This window comes from Rhodococcus erythropolis R138 (assembly GCF_000696675.2).
GTDB lineage: Bacteria > Actinomycetota > Actinomycetes > Mycobacteriales > Mycobacteriaceae > Rhodococcus_F > Rhodococcus_F erythropolis.
On the sequence record NZ_CP007255.1, the window covers coordinates 2,650,762 to 2,669,479 of the forward strand.

The following is an 18,718-nucleotide window of genomic DNA, read 5'->3' on the forward strand; positions in this document are numbered from 1 at the left end:
GCTATCTGCGGATGGCCCGGCGTGTCTCCGTCTGGGGAAGCACTGCGGCATCGTCGGCAGGCATCACGATCAGGTGATCGGTCCACCTGGCCGGTGCCGGTCCGAAGGCTTCGCGCGCATTCTTGACGACTCCCTTGCCGATGGCACGGTTACCCGCACCGCCGATGACCGCACCGATTCCGGCGGGAACGAGCTTGCCGAGGATCAGTGCGCTGCGCTTGGCGGCGTACTTGGTCACGAATTTCCGCACGAGGGTGCTGTTCATTCCCCTCATCGTGGGTCCGGGGATCTTGCTCGTGATTGCCGTTCCCCAGTTCTTGGCCGTGATCCCGGTGGCCTTCTGGACGATCTCCATGCCGGATTCGCCGAGTGCGACTGCCAGGACCAGGGCGCGTCGTTGCTGATGATCCTGCACGGAGATTCCGTGCACAGACGCGATTGCCAATGTGAGCAGCGCCGACGCTTCGAGGAAGAAAGCCGATTCCGCACCGACTGCAGCGATGGACGCGACTGTTCCGACGCCCGGCACCGCGGCCGTGGCGCCGACGGCACTGCCGCTTCCGGTCACGGCGAGAATGAACATCTTCTCCATCCGCTCGACGATCTGAGCAGGTGACTCGTCGGGGTGCGCCTTACGGACGTGGTTGACGTATTTGGCCACTGCGGGCGCTTGCAGGCGGCTTCCGTTGTCGAGAACGGAAACGAGGACCTTCTCGATACGCCCGCTGTCGTTGTTCGTCGACTTGCTCATTGCTGCCCCTCCACAGTTGTCCTCCTCTGAAGCGAGGTGGACCGTATCTCGAGAATAGGTGAAGTTTTCGGTAGCGGCGGTGATCGCAGGGGCCATAGGCTCGTACGAGACTCGGTTTTCTTCGTGAGTTTTCCCAGGCAGGAGTTCGAGTGTTATGACCGCCACTTCGGAATCTCGTTCGACGACCATCTGGCCGACACTGCGCTACCTCGACGCCCGGGCTGCAATCCACTTTCTGGTGAGCACCTTCGGTTTCGTGGAGAAGGTCGTCTACGGCGAGGGAGACGTGGTGGACCACGCCCAACTCGACTGGCCGGGCGGTGGCGGCATCATGCTGGGTTCGCCGCGCACCGATTCGGCGATCGCCGGCCTGCCGCCTGGAATCGGTTCGGTGTACATCGTCGTGGACGACGCGGACGCAGCTGATGCACTCCACGAACGCGCTGTCGCGGCGGGCGCCACGATCACGCAGGGATTGCGCGACGAGGACTACGGTTCGCGGGGGTTCACCTGCCGTGATCCCGAAGGTGTGTACTGGAGTTTCGGCACGTACGCAGGGGAGTAGCCGCCGCGACCTATCTGGTGGCCCAGTGCTCTGCTGGAACCACTTCCGAGGGGATGGGCGGGTGAGGCGGTGTGCCGTCCCCGAACGGTCGGCCACCCAACTGTTCGCGGCCGTGCGGTTCGAGCCAGTGCGTCAATTCCGGTCCCTTGGGCACGATTCCGGAGGGATTGATCTCGGAATGCACGATGTAGTAGTGCGCTTTGATCTGTGTGAAGTCGATGGTGTCACCGAATCCGGGAGTCTGGAACAGATCGCGTGCGTAGTCCCACAGCACCGGCATCTCGCTGAGTTTGCTTCTGTTGCACTTGAAGTGGCCGTGATAGACGGGATCGAATCGCGCCAGCGTGGTGAACAGGCGCACATCGGCCTCGGTGATGGTGTCTCCCACCAGGAAGCGTTGCCGGGCAAGACGTTCGGTGAGCCAGTCGAGGCGGGCGAACAGCGTGTCGTATGCCTCGTCGTACGCCTGCTGTGAACCGGCGAAACCGCAGCGGTAGACGCCGTTGTTGACGTCGCGGAACACGTACTCGGCCACTTCGTCGATTTCGTTTCGCAGAGGCTCCGGGTACAGATCCGGTGCGCCTTCGCGGTGGTACTTCTTCCATTGCGTCGAGAAGTCGAGGGTGATCTGTGGGTAGTCGTTCGTGACCACCTTGCCCGTCGCGATCTCCACCATGGCGGGCACCGTGATTCCCCTGGGGTATTCGGGATCTCGGGCGAAGTACGCGTCCTGTAGTCGCGGGATCTTCAGTACGGGATCGACGCCGCCCGGGTCGAGATCGAAAGTCCAGCTTCGCTTGTCGTGAACCGGACCGCAGATGCCCATCGACAGTACGTCTTCGAGGCCGAGTAGACGGCGGACGATGATGGCGCGGTTTGCCCACGGGCAGGCACGTGCCACGATCAACCGGTATCGCCCCGGTTCGACGGGGTAACCGTCGCGACCGTCCTCGGTGATCCGGGTCGGGATGTAGTTGGTGTCGCGTTTGAATTCACGACCCTCTTCGACGAATGTCGGTTCGCTCGCGCCGTCTTCCGTACTCATCTGCGGTCCCTCTCGTTCGAGTGTCATTTCGAGTGTCAACTGGGCAGGTGCACGTGTACCCGAGCGTATGCCCCCAGAACGTCGAATTTGGCTTTACGTGGAAGCGTCGCGGCGATCGCGCTGCCGCGACTCGTGCGTAGCTGCGGGATCAACCCGGAATCGAGAGCGTCCTCCGCGGCGAGAAGCGTTACTGCACAGCCGATTCCGTGACGGCGATGCGCAGGAGCAGTCAGGGTCGTGAGATCTGCCACGAATCCCTGAAATTCGGAGTATGCCGCGCATCCGAGCACCTCGGTGGAATCGGTGACGGCGGTGAACCACCGCGTCCGGTTCTCGAGGTCGGCCGTGGTGCTGTCGTCGGGTGGGCACAGCGCAGCGACGGCGAGGGCGTCGTCGACCTCGTGGGAAATCAGCAGTTGCTCGTCGGGTGGCGCGTCCGTGTAGTCGCCGAGGAAAGCGAGATCGACGGGACCGGTGATTCGCCCGCCGTGATCGCCGGCGATCTCGAGGAGGCGTGTCGGTTGCAGTAGTGCGTCGACGGAGATGCCCTCTGTGCGCTCGATGAACCACTGTGGCCCTACGATCGCACCGGAGCCTGCCAGATCGAGAACGTGGATGTCGTCGCCGACGACCCGGGCCGTGTGCGCCGGACGCAGTGCCGAGTCGCCGAGTCCCAGCTCACGCGCCCAGGCAAGTCGGATGATGTCGAGGTGATGATCGTCCACTCGCTACAGGCTAGTCCGATTCGAACGGGTTGATCGAGACGGACAGAGGTCGTATATTCCATGTGGACTATTTCGGGTGGAATAGTCAAGAAATGGTCAATTGCGGCTCGTCAGTCAACTACGGCTTGTCAGGGAGGGGGACTCATGGGTGACGTGTCACTGACGCCTTTGGGAATCACCGTGCTGGGCCTGCTGTCCGAGCGTTCGATGCACCCGTACGAGATGTACCAACTCGCCTCGGTGCGGCGGGGCGATCAGCTGGTGAAAATCAAGCCGGGATCGCTCTATCACACGGTTTCCCGGTTGGAGAAGCAGGAACTTCTGGCTTCGATCGGGACCGATCGTGAGGGCAACCGCCCGGAGCGGACGACGTACGAGATCACTGCCCGCGGCCGTGATGCCCTCGAACATCAACTACGCGAGATGTTGGCGGTTCCGGTGCGGGAGTATCCGCGGTTGCCACTCGCGCTTGCCGAGATGCACAACCTCTCCGCATCGACTGCGTGTCAGATGCTTCGGATCCGTCTCGCGCACCTCGACAAGACGATTGCGAAATTCGAGGTGGACTACGAAGCGGTGAAGGCCGCGGAGAAACCACGAATCTTCACGGTGGGCGCGGACTACGCCCACGCACTGACCGTCGCCGAAAGAGAGTGGATCGGCGCGTTGGTGACAGACATCGAGAGCGGCGAAATGCCCTGGCTCTCACAAGAACTTCTCGACCGGCTGGCCGGCTCCGCAGGCTCGTCCGCACTACCTAAGGACTGAAGATGGAAAAGCAGGTCAATCCCTGGCACGCGCTGTGGGCGCTGTGTATCGGGTTCTTCATGATTCTGGTGGACAGCACCATCGTCGCTGTCGCCAACCCCGCGATCATGGAGGACCTCGGCACCGACATCAACAAGGTCGTCTGGGTCACCAGCGCGTACCTGCTGGCGTACGCGGTGCCGCTGCTCGTCACGGGCCGACTCGGTGACAGGTTCGGTCCGAAGAACCTGTACATGATCGGCCTCGTACTGTTCACCGGCGCATCACTGTGGTGCGGTCTGTCCGGCAGCGTCGAGATGCTCATCGTCGCAAGGGCTTTCCAGGGTCTTGGTGCTGCAATGATGACGCCTCAGACGATGGCCGTCATCACACGCACGTTCGCGCCGAACAAGCGTGGCGCCGCAATGGGTCTGTGGGGCGCCGTTGCCGGTGTTGCCACCCTGGTGGGTCCGCTTGCCGGTGGCGTCCTGGTGGACAATCTCGGCTGGGAATGGATCTTCATCGTCAACGTCCCGGTTGGTGTCATCGCCTTCCTGCTCGCCTGGAAGCTCGTTCCGTCGTTGCCGACCAGCGAGCACAAATTCGACATCCCCGGCGTGATCCTCAGCGCCGCAGGCATGTTCCTTCTGGTGTTCGGAATCCAGGAAGGCAGTTCGTACGACTGGAACGGATTCGTCTGGAGCCTGATCGGCGCCGGTGTGGTGTTGCTCGCGGTGTTCGTGTTCTACCAGTCGCGCAACAAGAACGAACCCTTGCTTCCCCTGGAACTCTTCAAGGATCGCAACTTCTCACTCGCCAATGTCGCCATCACCGCGATGGGCTTTGCGATCACGTCGATGGTCCTTCCGCTGATGTTCTACACACAGGCAGTTCGTGGCCTCTCCCCGACGCAGTCGGCGTTGCTGCTCGTTCCGATGGCAGTGCTGACCGGTATCTTCGCCCCGATCATCGGCAAGCTCGTCGACAAGACACATCCGCGCTACATCGCCGGCACCGGCTTCCTGCTGTTCGCCGTCGCCTTGGGCTGGCTGGCACTGGTGATGTCTCCCGACGTCGCGATCTGGGAACTGCTCCTGCCGATCGGCCTGATCGGCTTCGCCAACGCGTGCATCTGGTCTCCGCTCGCGGCCACCGCCACACACAACCTGCCTCCGATGCAGGCGGGCGCGGGCGCCGGCGTCTACAACACCACCCGGCAGGTGGGTGCGGTTCTCGGCAGCGCTGCGATCGGCGCTCTGATCACTGCACGATTGGCGGCTCAGGGACTGACCGGCGGCAGTTCGGAAGCCGGCGTTGGTCACCTCCCCGAGTTCGTCCGTGAACCGTTCAGCACGGCGATGTCGGAGTCGATCTGGCTACCTGCGGGTGTGCTGCTCATCGGTTTCGTCGCGTCGGTGTGCTTCGCCCGGCCGCTGCGCGGGGACGCGCACGACGACGCGATGGCCGTCAGTGCCGAAGCGCGTCGGGAAACATCACTGCGCGATTGAGATAGTCGCTCGGGTCAAGGGCTCGCTTGATCGCCCACATCGTGGCTATGTCCTGCGCCGAGAGGGCCAGGTCCAGATAGTTGCGTTTGAGCGAGCCCACCCCGTGCTCGGAACTGACGTTTCCGCCGTGATCGCGAACCAGTTCGAGGACACTGCGATACACGATGTCGGCGTTCGGACAGTTCAGGACGTTGAGGTGGATGTTTCCCTCAGCGACGTGTCCGAATAGGATCGGAATTGCCTCGGGCGCTCGGCTCGCGATCACCGCCGTTGCGTCCTCGGTGAAGGTGGCAAGCGAGTCCAGCGGTAGCGCCGCGTCGAATTTCAGTGGGGGACCGAACAATCCGACCACCTCGGCGAAGCATTCGCGTGCCGCCCACAAGCGCGTCGAGCCGTGGGCGTCGACCGCCACGGCCGGGGTCTGCGGTGGGCCGATGCGTTCGAGCAGCTCGGCCAGGTCTTCCAGCGGATCGTGGGCCGCGGACACCTCGGCGAGGAGGTACCACGGTCGCCCCGTCGGAACCGCGGCGTTCAAATGGCGTGCGGCCAGTTCGAGACCGCGCCCGTCCAACAATTCGAGTGCGTCGACGCCGTCGAGAGTGCGCAACACTCGCCCCGCCTCGACGACGTCTTCGAGTGTGTCGAAACCGGTCAGCGACGTCACGCGGTAGGTCGGTATCGTCCGTAATTTCAGGTCGACGGAAGTGACCACCCCTAGAGTTCCTTCGCTACCGACCCACAGTGCGGGCAGGTTGTATCCGGAGTTGTCCGACAGCACTTTCGGTGACCGGCGCACCGTTGTTCCGTCGGGGAGTACCACCTCGAGGCCGAGCACCTGTTCGGCCATGTTCCCGTATCGAACCGTGTGAAGGCCACCGGCATTGGTGGACACCATGCCGCCGATCGTCGCAGTGTCCCGCGAGGCTATGTCGACACCGAACTTCAAACCGGCGGCGGCCGCCGCGGAATGTACCTGCGCGAGTGTCACTCCCGCCCCGACGGTGATCCGCCCGGCGGCAAGATCGACGTCGCCGATCGCCGCGAGGCGTTCGGTGGAGAGCAGGACGTCGTCGTGTTCGGGCACCGTGCCGGCGACCAGGCCCGTTCGCCCGCCCTGAACGGTGACCGGTACACCGCGGGAGCGGCACACGTTCAGCAGTGCAGCGATTTCGGCTGTATCGGCCGGTCGGACCAGGGCGCAGGCACGGCCCGTGTGCCGCCCTGTCTGATCGGTGGAACGGGTCGTCAACACGTCGGCGTCGGTGACGACGAACCGGTGTCCCACAACGTCCGCGAGCGCATTTCTCAGACCGTCCACCCGACGATCGTAGGCCGGTTCGATGTGGCAGTGTGGCGGCATGACTGCTCCCGAATCGCATCCCACCCGTCTCGAGCGCTTCACCACCGATGGTGGTGCCGAGGTGGCTGTCCTGACGTTCGCGCACGGACCACTCAATCTGTTCGATCAGGCCATGTTCGACGCGGTCATCGCCGATGTTGCGGCGCTGACCGAAAACCCACCGCGCGCGGTGCTTCTGCGCGCCGAGGGCAAGGTCAACTCGGCCGGCGTCGACGTCCATGTGTTCGACGGCCTCGACCCGGAGCAGGGCGCGGAGTTGTGGCGCCAACTGTTTGCCCAGATCTGCCATCCGCTCGAGGCATTGCCGTGCCCGGTGATCTATGCGGCGCACGGGTTGACGCTGACTGCTGCATTCGAGATCTCCTTGGCCTGCGACATCATCCTCGCGGCGCCCAAGGCGAAGTTCGGACTGGTCGAGACAGTGGTCGGTCTGACGCCGTCCATGGGTGGACCGCAGCGTTTGGCCGAGCGTGCCGGTTCCGGACGAGCTCGGGAGTTGGTCATGACCGGCGATCTCTACGACGCCGTAACCCTGCACTCGTGGGGCGTCGTCAATGCAGTTCACGACGATGTCGATGCTGCGGCGCGTGCCCTGGCGACCAGGCTGGCGGACGGACCCACGCGAGCCCACGACGCCACCAAGCAGATCGTCGCGGCCTGGCGTTCCGGCGGGATCGCTCACGCGGATTCGGTGACGCCCGGGGTGTCCGGTGCGCTGTTCGCCACCGATGACCTACGCGGCGCTGTCCGCAGTTTCCTCGACGTCGGACCGGGCAAAGCGGTCTACTCCGGAAAGTAAGTTTGCGACGATTATCGCCAGAGACCTCCACGAACTGTGATCCACGTCATATAGTCGAATGGCCGGTGAGTTGTCAGTGACGTGGAGGTATCGATGCGGTCGACGCTTGTGGAATACCCGTGTTCGAATCAGCTCCTCGCCGACGCCCGCGTCACCCGCGCCGGTGACGGGGTGCTTCGGTACAGCCAACTGGACCCGTCGTTGTCCGAACTACTGGACATCGCCGTCCATCGGTTCTCCTCGCGCGTCGCGGTCGAGGAGGTCGACGGCGAGCAGGTCACCTTCGCGGAGCTGTGGGCCGAGGCGTCGCGGGTCGCGGGAGGGCTGAAGTCGCGAGGCGTCGAGATCGGTGACCGTGTGGCCATTCGTGTCGCCGCTGGGGTGAGATGGATGGAGGCGTGCCTCGGCGTCATCCTCGCCGGCGGCGTTCCGGTCTCCGTCGGTGTGCACTTGAGTGATGACGCGGCGGACTTCGTCATCGCGGACAGTGGTTCGGTGTTGGTGCTCGACGGGGAACTCCCGCACGGTGTTCCGTTCATCGACGACGGCGCCGCCCCGGACGAGATGGCGATCCTCGCGTACACCGCGGATTCTTCGGGCGAGATGCTTGGCGTCGAGTTGAGTAACGAGAACGTGCTTTCTGCCATCGTCGGAATTCTGCACTCGCGTGACTACGGCGTCGAAGGGTTGCGGAATCTGCTGGTGGACAACGACTTCAAGTCGGTGCGGCAGTTCGTGCACGTGCTCGCGACGTTGGTGGTCGGTGGAACGGTGGTCCTCGCCGGGGACTTCTGGCGTGAGAGTGTGCATACCGTCGACATCGTGACCGGGCGGCCCGAGGACTTGCTCGAGCCACGGTTGCTCACGCTCGGACCGGCGGCACGTGCCGGTTCGAGGTCGGTGCAGTGGATCGATTGCAGCGGGTCGCCGATCACGGCCGAACAGGAATCCAAGCTGCTGACTCTGTTCCCGGCCGCTCGGCATGTGATCGGGTGGGGTAAAACCGAAACCTGTGGGGCTGGTCTCATTCTGCCAACCGAGTCGGCGCCCACCCACCTCGGAAGCGTCGGAATCGCTTTCGGTGGAATGGAAGTGGCGTTGTACGGCCCGGATGCGCCAGGTGGTTTCGGCGAGTTGTTGTGCCGTGGACCGAGTGTCACGCGTCGGTATTGGAACTCGCCGCAAGCGACCTCGACGAGGTTCACCCAGGGGTGGTTCTGCACTCACGACACCGCGCAGATCGACCCCGATGGCTTCGTCCGTATTGTCGAACGCAACGTCGCGTAGTCACGCGAGCGTGGTCGACAAACGAGAGGGACATCATGGCGGACGAGGTTCTCACCGAGCGGCGCGGGCGGACACTGATCATCACCATCAACCGGCCCGAGGCGCGTAACGCCATCAACTCGGCGGTCAGTCACGCGTTGGCCGCCGCGGTCGAAGAGCTCGATGCGGACGACGATCTGTCCTTGGCCGTGCTGACAGGAGCCGGCGGAAACTTCTGTGCCGGTATGGATCTGAAGGCATTCGTGGCCGGCGAGAACGTCCTCGTGCCGGGACGCGGTCTCGGATTCACGGAAGGGCCACCGCGTAAGCCGATCATTTCGGCGGTCGAGGGCTTCGCGTTGGCAGGCGGCACGGAACTCGTGCTTGCCACCGACCTGGTGGTGGCGTCGTCCGAAGCGAAGTTCGGTATCCCGGAGGTCAAGCGAGGACTGGTTGCAGGTGGCGGCGGATTGTTGCGCCTGCCCAAGCGGATTCCGTACCAGAAGGCTCTGGAACTGGCGCTGACCGGCGACAGTTTCACCGCCGAGGAGGCATACCGCTACGGCTTCGTGAACACGTTGACCGAACCGGGCAAGGCGCTCGACGGCGCACTGGAGCTGGCTGATCGAATCACCCGCAACGGACCGCTCGCGGTAGCGGTCACCAAGGAGATCATCGTCAAGGCCGGCGGTTGGTCCGACGATGAAGCTTTCGCGAAGCAGTTGCAGGTCATGGCGCCGGTATTCGCATCCGAAGATGCACGCGAGGGTGCGACGGCGTTCGCCGAGAAGCGCGCCCCGGTCTGGAAGGGGCGGTAACACCGACATGGCTACACCTGTCGCAGAACTGCACATGCACATCGAGGGTTCTCTGGAGCCCGAACAGATTTACCGACTTGCCGAGCGCAATCGAATGGATCTGCCGTACAAGGACATCGACGATCTGAAGTCGAGGTACGAGTTCACCGACTTGCAGTCGTTCCTCGATCTCTACTTCGCCAACATGGCCGTCCTGCGCACCGCGGAGGATTTTGCCGACCTGACGCGAGCGTACTTCCGCCGGGCGGCTGCGGCCGGCGTCGAGCATGCCGAGTTCTTCTTCAATCCACAGGCGCACGTAGTCCGTGGTGTTCCGCTGACCGAGGTCCTGGACGGGATCATGGATGCGGTGGCATCGAGCGAGCGCGAGTTCGGGCTCAGCAGCGCGGCAATCGCCGCCATCCTCCGAGATCAGCCCGTCAAGGACGCCGAGGAGATCTTCTCCGAGATAATTCGCCTGCAGGCTCCGATCGTCGGGCTCGGACTCGACTCCGCGGAGGTCGGCAACCCGCCGTCACTGTTCGAGGACGTGTTCGCCCGCGCGCGTGCCGAGGGTTTGCACGTCGTCGCTCACGCCGGCGAGGAGGGACCGCCCGAGTACATCTGGCAGGCGCTCGACATTCTCGGCGCCGAGCGGATCGACCACGGAGTCCGGGCACTCGAGGATCCTGCCCTGATCGAGCGTCTGGTCGACGAGGAGATTCCACTGACGGTCTGCCCGTTGTCGAACGTTCGTCTGCGGGTGTTCGATTCGCTGTCGGATCATCCGCTTCGATCGATGCTCGAGATGGGTTTGATCGTCACGGTCAACTCCGACGACCCGGCCTACTTCGGGGGATACGTCGACGACAATTTCACCGAACTGGGCCGAGCCTTGGGTCTGACCGAGGCCGAGCGAGACACCCTCGCCCGGAACTCGATCAAAGCCTCGTTTGCGAGCGATGCACGAAAAGCGGAACTGCTGCGGCGCTGACCGTCAGTCGCCGAGTACCTGACGCAAGTATTCGTTGTCGAACACACGATTCGCGTCGTACTTGTCTCTCACGGCGACAAAGTCGTCGAGTCGGTCGTACGTAGGACGCAGGTCGTCGACGGTCCGGTTGTGCATTTTTCCCCAATGCGGCCGGCCGTCGACGGCGCGGGCGATGGCTTCCACTGCGGCGAAGTATTCGGTTTCGGGTCGTCGGTGGTACTGGTGTACGGCGATGTATGCGGTGTCGCGTCCGTGAGCAGTCGAGAGCCAGAGGTCGTCGGCGGCAGCAAAACGTACTTCGACGGGGAACGCGACGTTAGTTCCGGACTTCTTCATCCAGCGGTCGATTTCGTGGAGTGTCTCGGTGACGTGTTCGCGGGGAATCGCGTATTCCATCTCCTTGAACTTCACCCGGCGCGAAGACGCGAATACTCGGTAACTGCGATCGGTGAACTCCCGGGCGCCGAGCAATCGAGACGACACGTTGTTGATTCTCGGGATCGCGGCCGGTGCCAGGGTGGCAACGCGGTTGACACCTTCGAAGAGTGTGTTCGAGAGGAGTTCGTCGTCGACGAACGCGCGGACCTTGCCCACTGGATCGGGTTCGGTATCTCCGGGCAGTCGCGTATTGCTCTTCGTCAGGACACGGTCGGTGTGCGGAAACCAGTAGAACTCGAAGTGGTCCAAGCCCAGACGATCGCTCTCGAGGGTGTCCAGTATGTGAGACAGCGTGTCGGGTTCCTCGATTGCGCGAAGTGTGAATCGCGGGACGCAGGCGAGAGTGATCTTCGAAATGATGCCGATTGCGCCCAATCCGAGGCGGCCTGCTTCGAACAATTCGACGTTTTCGTCAGCGCTTGCGGTAACGACGGATCCGTCGGCGAGAACGATCTCGATTCCGCGAATCTGTGTGGCGATACCGCCGAATCGTGCGCCGGTGCCGTGTGTGCCGGTGGACGTCGCGCCGGCCAGTGACTGGACGTCGATGTCACCGAGATTGGCCATCGCATATCCGCGTTGCCACAAGGCGTCGTTGAGAGCATGAAGGCGAGTGCCTGCAAAAACAGTGACCAGCGCACCGTCGTCGGTCGGCGTGATCGAGTCGATTCCGCTCAAGTTGTCCAGGCTGACGAGGATACCGTCGGTGACCGCGACACCGGTGAACGAATGGCCGGCGCCGACGGCCTTCACACGTTGGCCGCGCGCCGCGGCCTCGGCGACCAACGACGAAAGTTCACGGGTATTTGTCGGCGTCGCAAAGCGACGCGGCGCGGCACTTTGAGTGCCCGCCCAGTTCTGCCAAGTGTCCGAAGCCATTACGCAATAATGTACTTGGACGGTCGTCCAGGCAAGTATTGCGCGAAGATTTTGTCATTTGCGTTCTACGATCATTGGATGCTGAACAGGCTTCCGGCGGACGAACGCCGCACACAATTGGTCGAGTCCGCTTTGTCTATTGCGGAACAGCGCGGTGTCAGTTCTGTGACGGTAAGGGCGGTGGCAGAGGAGGCCGGCGTATCGCTCGGCGTCGTTCATTACTGCTTCGAGAGCAAGGAAGCGCTGATCGCGGCAATGGGTGAAACGCTCATTCTGCAGCTCAGTGCGTCGATGCAGTATGCGTTCGCGCAGGTCCGCCATGCGCCGGATCTCAGTGGCGTGCAGGGGCTCAGGGAATTGCTGCATATCGGCCTGACCGGAATGTGGCCGACCATCGAAGCAACCCCGGATCGCCAGTTGTTGACCTACGAAATTACCGCGCAGGCGCTGCGTAGTCGCAATCTCGGAGCCGAACGTGCTGGGGCAGTTGCATTTGAGCAGTACCGAATCATGGATGAGCTCGCGGTGTCGTTTCTCGAAGAGTGCGCCAAGATATCGGGCACGGTGTGGACGGAGCCGTTGAGTTCGATTGCGCGACTGAGTCTTGCAATGATCGACGGCCTTGTTCTGCGTTGGCTGGTTGATCGTGACTCCGACGCGACCATTGCCGAGTTCGGAGAAATGGTTCAGGTAATCGCCAATAAAGCAGTGGTCGCGCCTCAGTAGAACCGCCATCCTGGACATACGTCCAGGATTGGTGATTGACTGGTCGCACGCCGCGACGATTGGATCATCTGTGACCAGGACCCTCGATCGACTCACTGCTGCCACGCGAGAACTCGACCCGCCTCTGGCTGCTCTGGATCTGACCACACTGCGCAGTAATGCAGCCGACCTGGTGCGCCGCGCCGGTGGAACCCCGGTGCGAGTGGCGAGCAAATCGGTTCGTTGTCGTACGGTTCTGACTGAAACTCTCGGTGACACACTGACTGCATCCGGCGGGTTCCGCGGAATCATGGCGTACTCACTGCGCGAGGCTCTGTGGCTGGTCGGGCTCGGCGCACGGGACATCCTGATGGGATACCCGACCGCCGATCGTGGCGCCATCGCCGATCTCGCTGCCGATGACACCGCACTCCAATCGATCACCTTGATGGTCGACGACGATGCGCAGTTGGATCTCATTCGTTCGGCGTCGACGGGAGATGCGCCTGTCCGGGTATGTCTCGACGTCGATGCGTCACTGCGGATCGGTCCGATCCATCTGGGTGTACGACGCTCGCCGCTGCGCGAACCTGCCGCGGTCGCCGCACTCGCGGCGCGTGCTCGCCAGCGCGGATTCTCAGTTGTCGGAGTGATGTTCTACGAGGCCCAGATCGCCGGCCTCCCGGACACCAGCGCTCCGATCGGTTGGGTCAAGAAGGCCTCTGCACGCGAACTGGCGTCCAGAAGGGGCGCTGTGGTCGCGGCCGTCACCGATGCCGTGGGTGCACTCGAGATCGTCAACAGCGGCGGTACGGGGTCGCTGGAGGTCAGCTCGGCCGATCCTGTGGTGACCGAGGTAACAGCAGGCTCCGGACTGTACGTACCGACCCTGTTCGACCGCTACCGTGCCTTCCGTCCCGATCCGGCGCTGTTCTTCGCACTGTCGGCCGTGCGCAAGCCGACGCCGTCCGTCACGACCCTTTTCGGCGGCGGATACATCGCGTCGGGACCTGCCGGAGCCACCCGCGTTCCGTCACCGGTCTGGCCCGCTGGCCTCAAACTGCTCCGCAACGAAGGAGCCGGCGAAGTCCAGACACCGGTCACCGGGAAGGAAGCCGGAAACATCGCGATCGGCGACCGCGTATGGTTCCGTCACGCCAAGGCCGGCGAGCTGTGCGAGCGCTTCGACCGCGTGTATGTGGTCGAAGCCGACGGCACCCGAACCTCGGTTCCCACCTACCGCGGCGAAGGGCAGTGTTTCGGGTAGGACAGTGCTTCGGGTAGGGCAGCGTTTGGGTGTGAAAATATTCGGCTAGCTCGTCAACCTCATGAACGCGCCCAGCTCCACCAACCCTGCGGGCGTGCTCGGCATGTACTGCGTCAACGCGTGTGATCGGACGATGATCGCGCACCACTTGCCGCGGGAGACAGCAACATTGAGGCGGTTCCGCGACAGGAGGAACGACATTCCTCGCGGGACGTCCTCGACGGCAGATGCGGCCATCGACACGATTGCCACCGCGGCCTCGCGGCCCTGGAACTTGTCGACGGTCCCGACCTCGACCTCCGTGAGACCGGCTTCGGTGAGATCGCGCTCGACGGTACCGACCTGGGCGTTGTATGCCGCGACCACGAGGATGTCCGACTGCTCCAGGGGCCGGGTTCCATCGAACTCGCTCGGATCGGTCCATGGCGTACCGAGAAGGCCCTGGATCTGGCGAACGATTTCCTGGGACTCTTCCGGGGAGTACGTGGAATTGCCGCGGTGATCGACGAACACTGTGTGCACTCCGGCAGCGAGTCCGTCGAGTTTCCTTGCCGCACTCACGGTTTCCTGAGAATGGAGCTTGCCCTCGTACGACAGTGCGGACACGGGCGCACACAGATCCGGGTGCATCCGCCAAGTCTTCTCGAGGAAGTAGCCGAGTTCGGGTGGCAGTGCGCCGTGTCCCTCGGCGAGCCAACCGAGCGCCGATTCGTCGACAGGTTCGGGGTGAGTACCTTGGCTCACCTGCGGCAACTGCTGCGGATCGCCCAGCAGCAACAGGTTTCGCGCGGAAATCGCGACGGCAATGGTGTTGGCGAGCGCGAACTGGCCCGCCTCGTCGACCACGAGCAGGTCCAAGCTGCCCGCCGGAACACGATCGGTGTTCGCGAAGTCCCACGCAGTGCCGCCGATGACGCAGCCGACGCCTTCGGCCTCGGCGATGAATCTCGCATATTCTTCGGATGCGATGTCCTGCCATTCTGCGGTCTTGCTGCGGCTGCCCTTCTTCGCGACCAGTGCAGGGTCCACGCCGGCCTTCAGAATGCCGCCGAGCATGTTCTCGACCACCGAATGTGACTGAGCCACGACTCCGATTCGCCACTGATGTTGTTCGATCAGTGTCTTGACGACACGAGCACCCGTGTAGGTCTTGCCCGTACCAGGGGGACCCTGTACTGCCACGTAGGAATCATCGAGGTCGAGAAGTGCGGCGGTGATGGCGTCCGCGTAGTTGTTGTCGGTGCCGACGGGCGGGAGCGGTGAACCCGAGCGTGTCCTCGGGGTGCTGCGCCGGAGAATGTCGACCGCTGCTACGGGTGGCAGTTCGGGCAGGATCTCGCTGGCGCCGGATGCGGCAGCGGCGATGGACTTCTCCATGCGTCCGGTGGGAATCGGACGACCAGGTGCCAATGCGACTGGAGCATCGAGGTATTCGTCACCGCCGAGCAGTTCTTCGACGGTGACCACGTCGAGTCCTTCGGACTTGACCACGGCCGTGACCTTGACGCTGCTGGTGCCGCGTTGGGTGGGGTTCTCGCTGGCAACAGCATCGGGGGAGGGGGTTGCGTAGAGAGCGAACAGATCACTGCCCGGGCTCAAAGACGTTCCGGTGCCGAAACTTCCGGTCAGCTGAATGTGTCGACGGAACTTCTTCTGACGTGGGGTGCTCTTGTGCCAGTCCGCCTCGATTTCGGACTGTTCGACCACCATGACGTCGCGGATGTCCACCAGGTCTTCGATCGGTGTGACCAATCGGTCGAAGTGGGCCCACCAGTACGGCTTCCGCTCACGATTGTGGTACCCCACCGCAGCAGCCAGTAGAGCAGCTGCCTGCTGATCGGGGGTACGCGCCGAACCTGCCTTGTGTCCTGCGAATTCGCGGAGCGCGATCTCCGATTCGGTGAGCTCCTCGAGTGGAATCTTGATCTGCCCGGTCGGCTCACGAAGTTCGACGCCGTGTTCTGCGGCGCGCTCGGCAAGCCAATCGCGCAGGCGCAGAGTGGATTCGCAGTCGTATTCGTTGTAGTCGGAGATGCCCTGAAGAAGTTCCCTGGCCTGGTCGGCTTGTCCGCCGTCGCGCAATTGGCAGTAGTCGGCATAAGCGACAACCGAAGCGGCGGCATTGGTCACGTCGCCGTCGCGGCCGTGCTCACCCATGTACAGCGGCTCGAGTTTCTTGATGCTGTACGAGCGTTGTCCGATCCGCAGGCAGGTACGGACGATCGGGTACAGGTCCACGAGCACGTTCTCGCTGAGCAGCGTGTCCACCGTTTGCTCGCCGACACCGTGACGTGCGGCCAAGCGCAACAGCGCCGATTTCTCGTACGCGGCGTAGTGATAGATGTGCATGCCGGGGTGAGCTTCTCGGCGCGCGGTGACGTAGTCGAGGAAGTCGAGGAGTGCCTGGCGTTCACCGTCGCGATCGTGTGCCCAGAACGGCTTGAACACGTAGTCGTCCGCCGGCCCTTCGACCACACCGAAAAGGTATTCCAACCCCCAGTCGGTGGATCCGTCCTCGGCCCAGAGGGGATCGCCCTCGAAGTCGAAGAAGATGTCGCCGTCGTCGGGGACGGGTAGTCCGCCGAGCGCCGAGGGTTCGTAGACCTCGAATTCGGCGTCGCCGGATTGTTCCTGACGAAGTTGAACCGCGGCCTGCGCACGGAGTTTGTCGAGTGTTTCCCGTCGGATGCCCTCGACAGGGCCGGTGCTCGCGGCGAGTTCGTCAATTGTCGTGATCCCCGAGACGATCAGTTGTTCACGCTGATGGCCGCGGACGCCCGCAACCAGCAGCAGGTCCCGATGACTTTCGACTTCGACGCTGCAGGTGTCGCATCGACCACAACGCAGGTACCGATCGTCGAGCCACTGTGTCGGTTTCCCCTCAGCACGGTGCTCGTCGAGGACTCGTTCGAGTTCAGCTCTGCGTGCTGCGAATACCGGCGCGATGTCTCCGATGTCGTGCGACGACGTGCTGCCGTCGCCGAGCAGTAGATGAACCTGATCGGAGGCGGCAATTGCATTGCGCTCCAACGCATCCGCGTATGCGGCGAGTTGTAGAAGTGCCGACACCTTGGCGTGCCGGGAGAGCTTGCTGTCGTAGACCGCGTAGGTGTTGCCTTCGCGGACGAGGAAATCGCAGAACCCGAGGAATCGGCCGTCGAAAAAGGTTCCCTGATAGATGACTGGCGCGCCCGATCGGGCTGCCTCGACGGTGGCCAACGTGGCGGCGGTCAGGCCTGCGCGTGAGTGTTCCGGTCGCGGCATGACGACGACGCCGTCTCCGTGTTGATCGATGAACTTCTGAAGCTGTTCGCGCTCGTGCGAGTCGCCGAGGCTCGACGTCCGCTCGAGCATCGGATCCGCCTCGGCCGCCTCGGCTGAGATCAGACCGGTTCGGGCGTCGAGTTGCCGCAACAGTGCGAACTCGCACGAGGCCGCGGCCGAGAGGTCGCTGGCGCTGTAGACGATCTGATCATCGAGTAGGAACACACGGAGATTGTGCCATCGCTCACCGACAAGGCAACCCACCAGTAATCGCCCACCGCCCGCGGATACCCGTAGGAGAGTGCAGAATGACGAGCATGCCCTTCTTCGACGGACGAACCGGTCAGGTGCACTTTCGGCATTGGCCGGCGGCAGGGGGCGCAGTGCCCACTGTGTCTTTGGTCTTTCTGCACGGCCTCGGTCAGCACAGCGGGCAGTATCACCGTTTCGCGAGCGCAATGACGGCGTCGGGGATTGACGTGTGGGCGATCGATCACACCGGGCACGGTTTGTCGGAGGGTGATCCGGGAGTCGGGGCTCCGCTCTCCGATCTTGCTGCCGATGCAGCCGCGCTGGCTGACATCGCCTTGGCGGAACTGCCCGACGTTCCGCAGGCGGTGATGGGTCATTCGTTAGGTGCTGTGACTGCGCTGACGGTGCTGGCTCATCGCGATCACGAATTCGCGTCCGCGGTGTTGTGCGGCATTCCGCGCAGCGCGGTGGAGCAACACGGGTGGGCGGAACTCTCCGACGCGGGCATCCCAGTCCTGGTCGTTCACGGTACCGACGACCGGATCGCCCCGGTCGATCCCGTCCGAGATTGGGCGCGGACGCTGCGCAACGTCGAGATGCGCGAGTTCGAGGATGCCGGTCACGACCTGCTGCACGAGAAGGTTCACGCCAGTGTCACCAACGTCAGTCGTGAATTCCTTCTCGCGCATTCCAGGTAGTCCTCTCAGGAGAGCGCGCCGAGCACCTCTTTCGACGTGACGGGGTGCGAGAACATCGGGTAGTCGTAGGTGATCGCGTTCTCGTGTTCGGCGACCGAAGTGCCTGCCACGCAATCGGTGAGTGTGATGACCCGGTAACCGTTCTCGTATCCGGTGCGCATGGTCGATTCGACGCAGCAGTTGGTCAGGAAGCCGCCGAGAAGGATCGTGCGAATTCCTTTGCTGCGCAGAATGAAATCGAGGTTTGTGCTGGCAAAAGTGTCGAGTCCACGCTTGCCCTCGATGACGATGTCGCCGTCTTTCGGGGCGAGTTCGTCGACGATCGCAGCTCCCCAGGAACCCTTCACGAAAGCCTTGCCGTCGACGACGCCCTTGAGGATGCCGTACGGATGCGAGGTGATTTCGTTGTACCCCTCGGCGAAGGTGATCGGTGCGTGCATCACGGTGACACCTGCCGCCCGAGCCGCATCGACCAGCGCAGTGGTGTTCGCGAGGAGTCCGTTCGATTCCATGACCGGAGCGACGGCCTCGTGAAGAACACCGCCCTCGGTGGTGAAGTCGTTCTGGTACTCGATGAGCACGACGGCTGTGGTTGCTGGATCCAATTCGAGCTTGTCGGTCATGGTCGACACCTTGTCTGTTGTGGTCCGGGTCACGA

At 63.2% G+C, this 18,718-nt stretch carries 17 protein-coding genes; 10 read left to right on the forward strand and 7 right to left on the reverse strand.

Annotated elements, in window-relative coordinates; all coding sequences use genetic code 11:
* Position 1 precedes the first annotated feature (1 nt).
* Positions 2 to 751 carry a hypothetical protein gene (locus tag H351_RS12500; RefSeq protein ID WP_003945111.1) on the reverse strand — a complete coding sequence of 250 codons (750 nt, stop codon included), beginning with the start codon at positions 749 to 751 and terminating at the stop codon, positions 2 to 4.
* Between the two features lie 154 nt (positions 752 to 905).
* On the opposite strand from H351_RS12500, the gene H351_RS12505 reads away from it, so the two are divergent.
* A complete protein-coding gene (locus tag H351_RS12505) occupies positions 906 to 1,316 on the forward strand; it encodes a VOC family protein (RefSeq protein WP_019749325.1) in 411 nt (136 codons plus the stop codon).
* 10 nt (positions 1,317 to 1,326) lie between these two features.
* Here the strand turns inward: H351_RS12505 and H351_RS12510 are convergent, their stop codons facing one another.
* Together H351_RS12510 and H351_RS12515 are read right to left on the reverse strand one after the other, a co-directional pair.
* The gene (locus H351_RS12510) at positions 1,327 to 2,361 is read right to left on the reverse strand and encodes a glutathione S-transferase family protein (RefSeq protein WP_029255797.1); all 1,035 of its coding nucleotides are present in this window, start codon (positions 2,359 to 2,361) and stop codon (positions 1,327 to 1,329) included.
* 35 nt (positions 2,362 to 2,396) lie between these two features.
* On the reverse strand, positions 2,397 to 3,086 hold the full coding sequence (locus tag H351_RS12515) for a GNAT family N-acetyltransferase (protein WP_019749323.1): 690 nt from the start codon (positions 3,084 to 3,086) through the stop codon (positions 2,397 to 2,399).
* Between the two features lie 144 nt (positions 3,087 to 3,230).
* Here H351_RS12515 and H351_RS12520 point away from each other — a divergent pair, with 144 nt between their 5' ends.
* Together H351_RS12520 and H351_RS12525 are read left to right on the forward strand one after the other, a co-directional pair.
* Positions 3,231 to 3,854: a PadR family transcriptional regulator gene (locus tag H351_RS12520; protein ID WP_019749322.1), complete on the forward strand. Its 624-nt coding sequence runs from the start codon at positions 3,231 to 3,233 to the stop codon at positions 3,852 to 3,854.
* A gap of 2 nt (positions 3,855 to 3,856) precedes the next feature.
* Positions 3,857 to 5,341 carry a DHA2 family efflux MFS transporter permease subunit gene (locus H351_RS12525; protein ID WP_019749321.1) on the forward strand — a complete coding sequence of 495 codons (1,485 nt, stop codon included), beginning with the start codon at positions 3,857 to 3,859 and terminating at the stop codon, positions 5,339 to 5,341.
* On the opposite strand, the gene H351_RS12530 is transcribed toward H351_RS12525, so the two are convergent.
* The gene (locus tag H351_RS12530) at positions 5,301 to 6,701 is read right to left on the reverse strand and encodes an FAD-binding oxidoreductase (RefSeq protein WP_051636485.1); all 1,401 of its coding nucleotides are present in this window, start codon (positions 6,699 to 6,701) and stop codon (positions 5,301 to 5,303) included. The two genes, H351_RS12525 and H351_RS12530, sit on opposite strands and share 41 nt — an antisense overlap.
* Between H351_RS12530 and H351_RS12535 the strand changes: the two genes are divergently transcribed.
* The 4 genes from H351_RS12535 (at position 6,700) to H351_RS12550 (ending at position 10,557) form a co-directional block, all read left to right on the forward strand.
* Positions 6,700 to 7,500, forward strand: coding sequence for an enoyl-CoA hydratase/isomerase family protein (locus H351_RS12535; protein ID WP_021344976.1), 801 nt, complete (start codon positions 6,700 to 6,702; stop codon positions 7,498 to 7,500). The two genes, H351_RS12530 and H351_RS12535, sit on opposite strands and share 2 nt — an antisense overlap.
* Before the next feature lie 93 nt (positions 7,501 to 7,593).
* Positions 7,594 to 8,787 carry a class I adenylate-forming enzyme family protein gene (locus H351_RS12540; protein ID WP_029255795.1) on the forward strand — a complete coding sequence of 398 codons (1,194 nt, stop codon included), beginning with the start codon at positions 7,594 to 7,596 and terminating at the stop codon, positions 8,785 to 8,787.
* 35 nt (positions 8,788 to 8,822) lie between these two features.
* Positions 8,823 to 9,584, forward strand: a complete 762-nt coding sequence (locus H351_RS12545) for a crotonase/enoyl-CoA hydratase family protein (RefSeq protein ID WP_019749317.1) — start codon at positions 8,823 to 8,825, stop codon at positions 9,582 to 9,584.
* A 7-nt stretch (positions 9,585 to 9,591) separates the two neighbouring features.
* Positions 9,592 to 10,557 (forward strand): adenosine deaminase, encoded by a 966-nt coding sequence (locus tag H351_RS12550; RefSeq protein WP_029255794.1) that lies wholly within the window; start codon positions 9,592 to 9,594, stop codon positions 10,555 to 10,557.
* A gap of 3 nt (positions 10,558 to 10,560) precedes the next feature.
* Here H351_RS12550 and H351_RS12555 read toward each other — a convergent pair whose 3' ends face one another.
* The gene (locus tag H351_RS12555; RefSeq protein ID WP_029255793.1) at positions 10,561 to 11,874 is read right to left on the reverse strand and encodes a D-arabinono-1,4-lactone oxidase; all 1,314 of its coding nucleotides are present in this window, start codon (positions 11,872 to 11,874) and stop codon (positions 10,561 to 10,563) included.
* 78 nt (positions 11,875 to 11,952) lie between these two features.
* On the opposite strand from H351_RS12555, the gene H351_RS12560 reads away from it, so the two are divergent.
* Positions 11,953 to 12,600, forward strand: coding sequence for a TetR/AcrR family transcriptional regulator (locus H351_RS12560; protein ID WP_020908434.1), 648 nt, complete (start codon positions 11,953 to 11,955; stop codon positions 12,598 to 12,600).
* Positions 12,601 to 12,670: 70 nt separating this feature from the next.
* A complete protein-coding gene (locus tag H351_RS12565; RefSeq protein ID WP_020970184.1) occupies positions 12,671 to 13,846 on the forward strand; it encodes an amino acid deaminase/aldolase in 1,176 nt (391 codons plus the stop codon).
* A gap of 45 nt (positions 13,847 to 13,891) precedes the next feature.
* Here the strand turns inward: H351_RS12565 and H351_RS12570 are convergent, their stop codons facing one another.
* Positions 13,892 to 17,335: a TM0106 family RecB-like putative nuclease gene (locus H351_RS12570; protein WP_029255792.1), complete on the reverse strand. Its 3,444-nt coding sequence runs from the start codon at positions 17,333 to 17,335 to the stop codon at positions 13,892 to 13,894.
* An 83-nt stretch (positions 17,336 to 17,418) separates the two neighbouring features.
* On the opposite strand from H351_RS12570, the gene H351_RS12575 reads away from it, so the two are divergent.
* The gene (locus tag H351_RS12575; RefSeq protein ID WP_029255791.1) at positions 17,419 to 18,060 is read left to right on the forward strand and encodes an alpha/beta hydrolase; all 642 of its coding nucleotides are present in this window, start codon (positions 17,419 to 17,421) and stop codon (positions 18,058 to 18,060) included.
* 5 nt (positions 18,061 to 18,065) lie between these two features.
* On the opposite strand, the gene H351_RS12580 is transcribed toward H351_RS12575, so the two are convergent.
* The gene (locus H351_RS12580; protein WP_020908430.1) at positions 18,066 to 18,683 is read right to left on the reverse strand and encodes a cysteine hydrolase family protein; all 618 of its coding nucleotides are present in this window, start codon (positions 18,681 to 18,683) and stop codon (positions 18,066 to 18,068) included.
* Between the last annotated feature and the right edge of the window lie 35 nt (positions 18,684 to 18,718).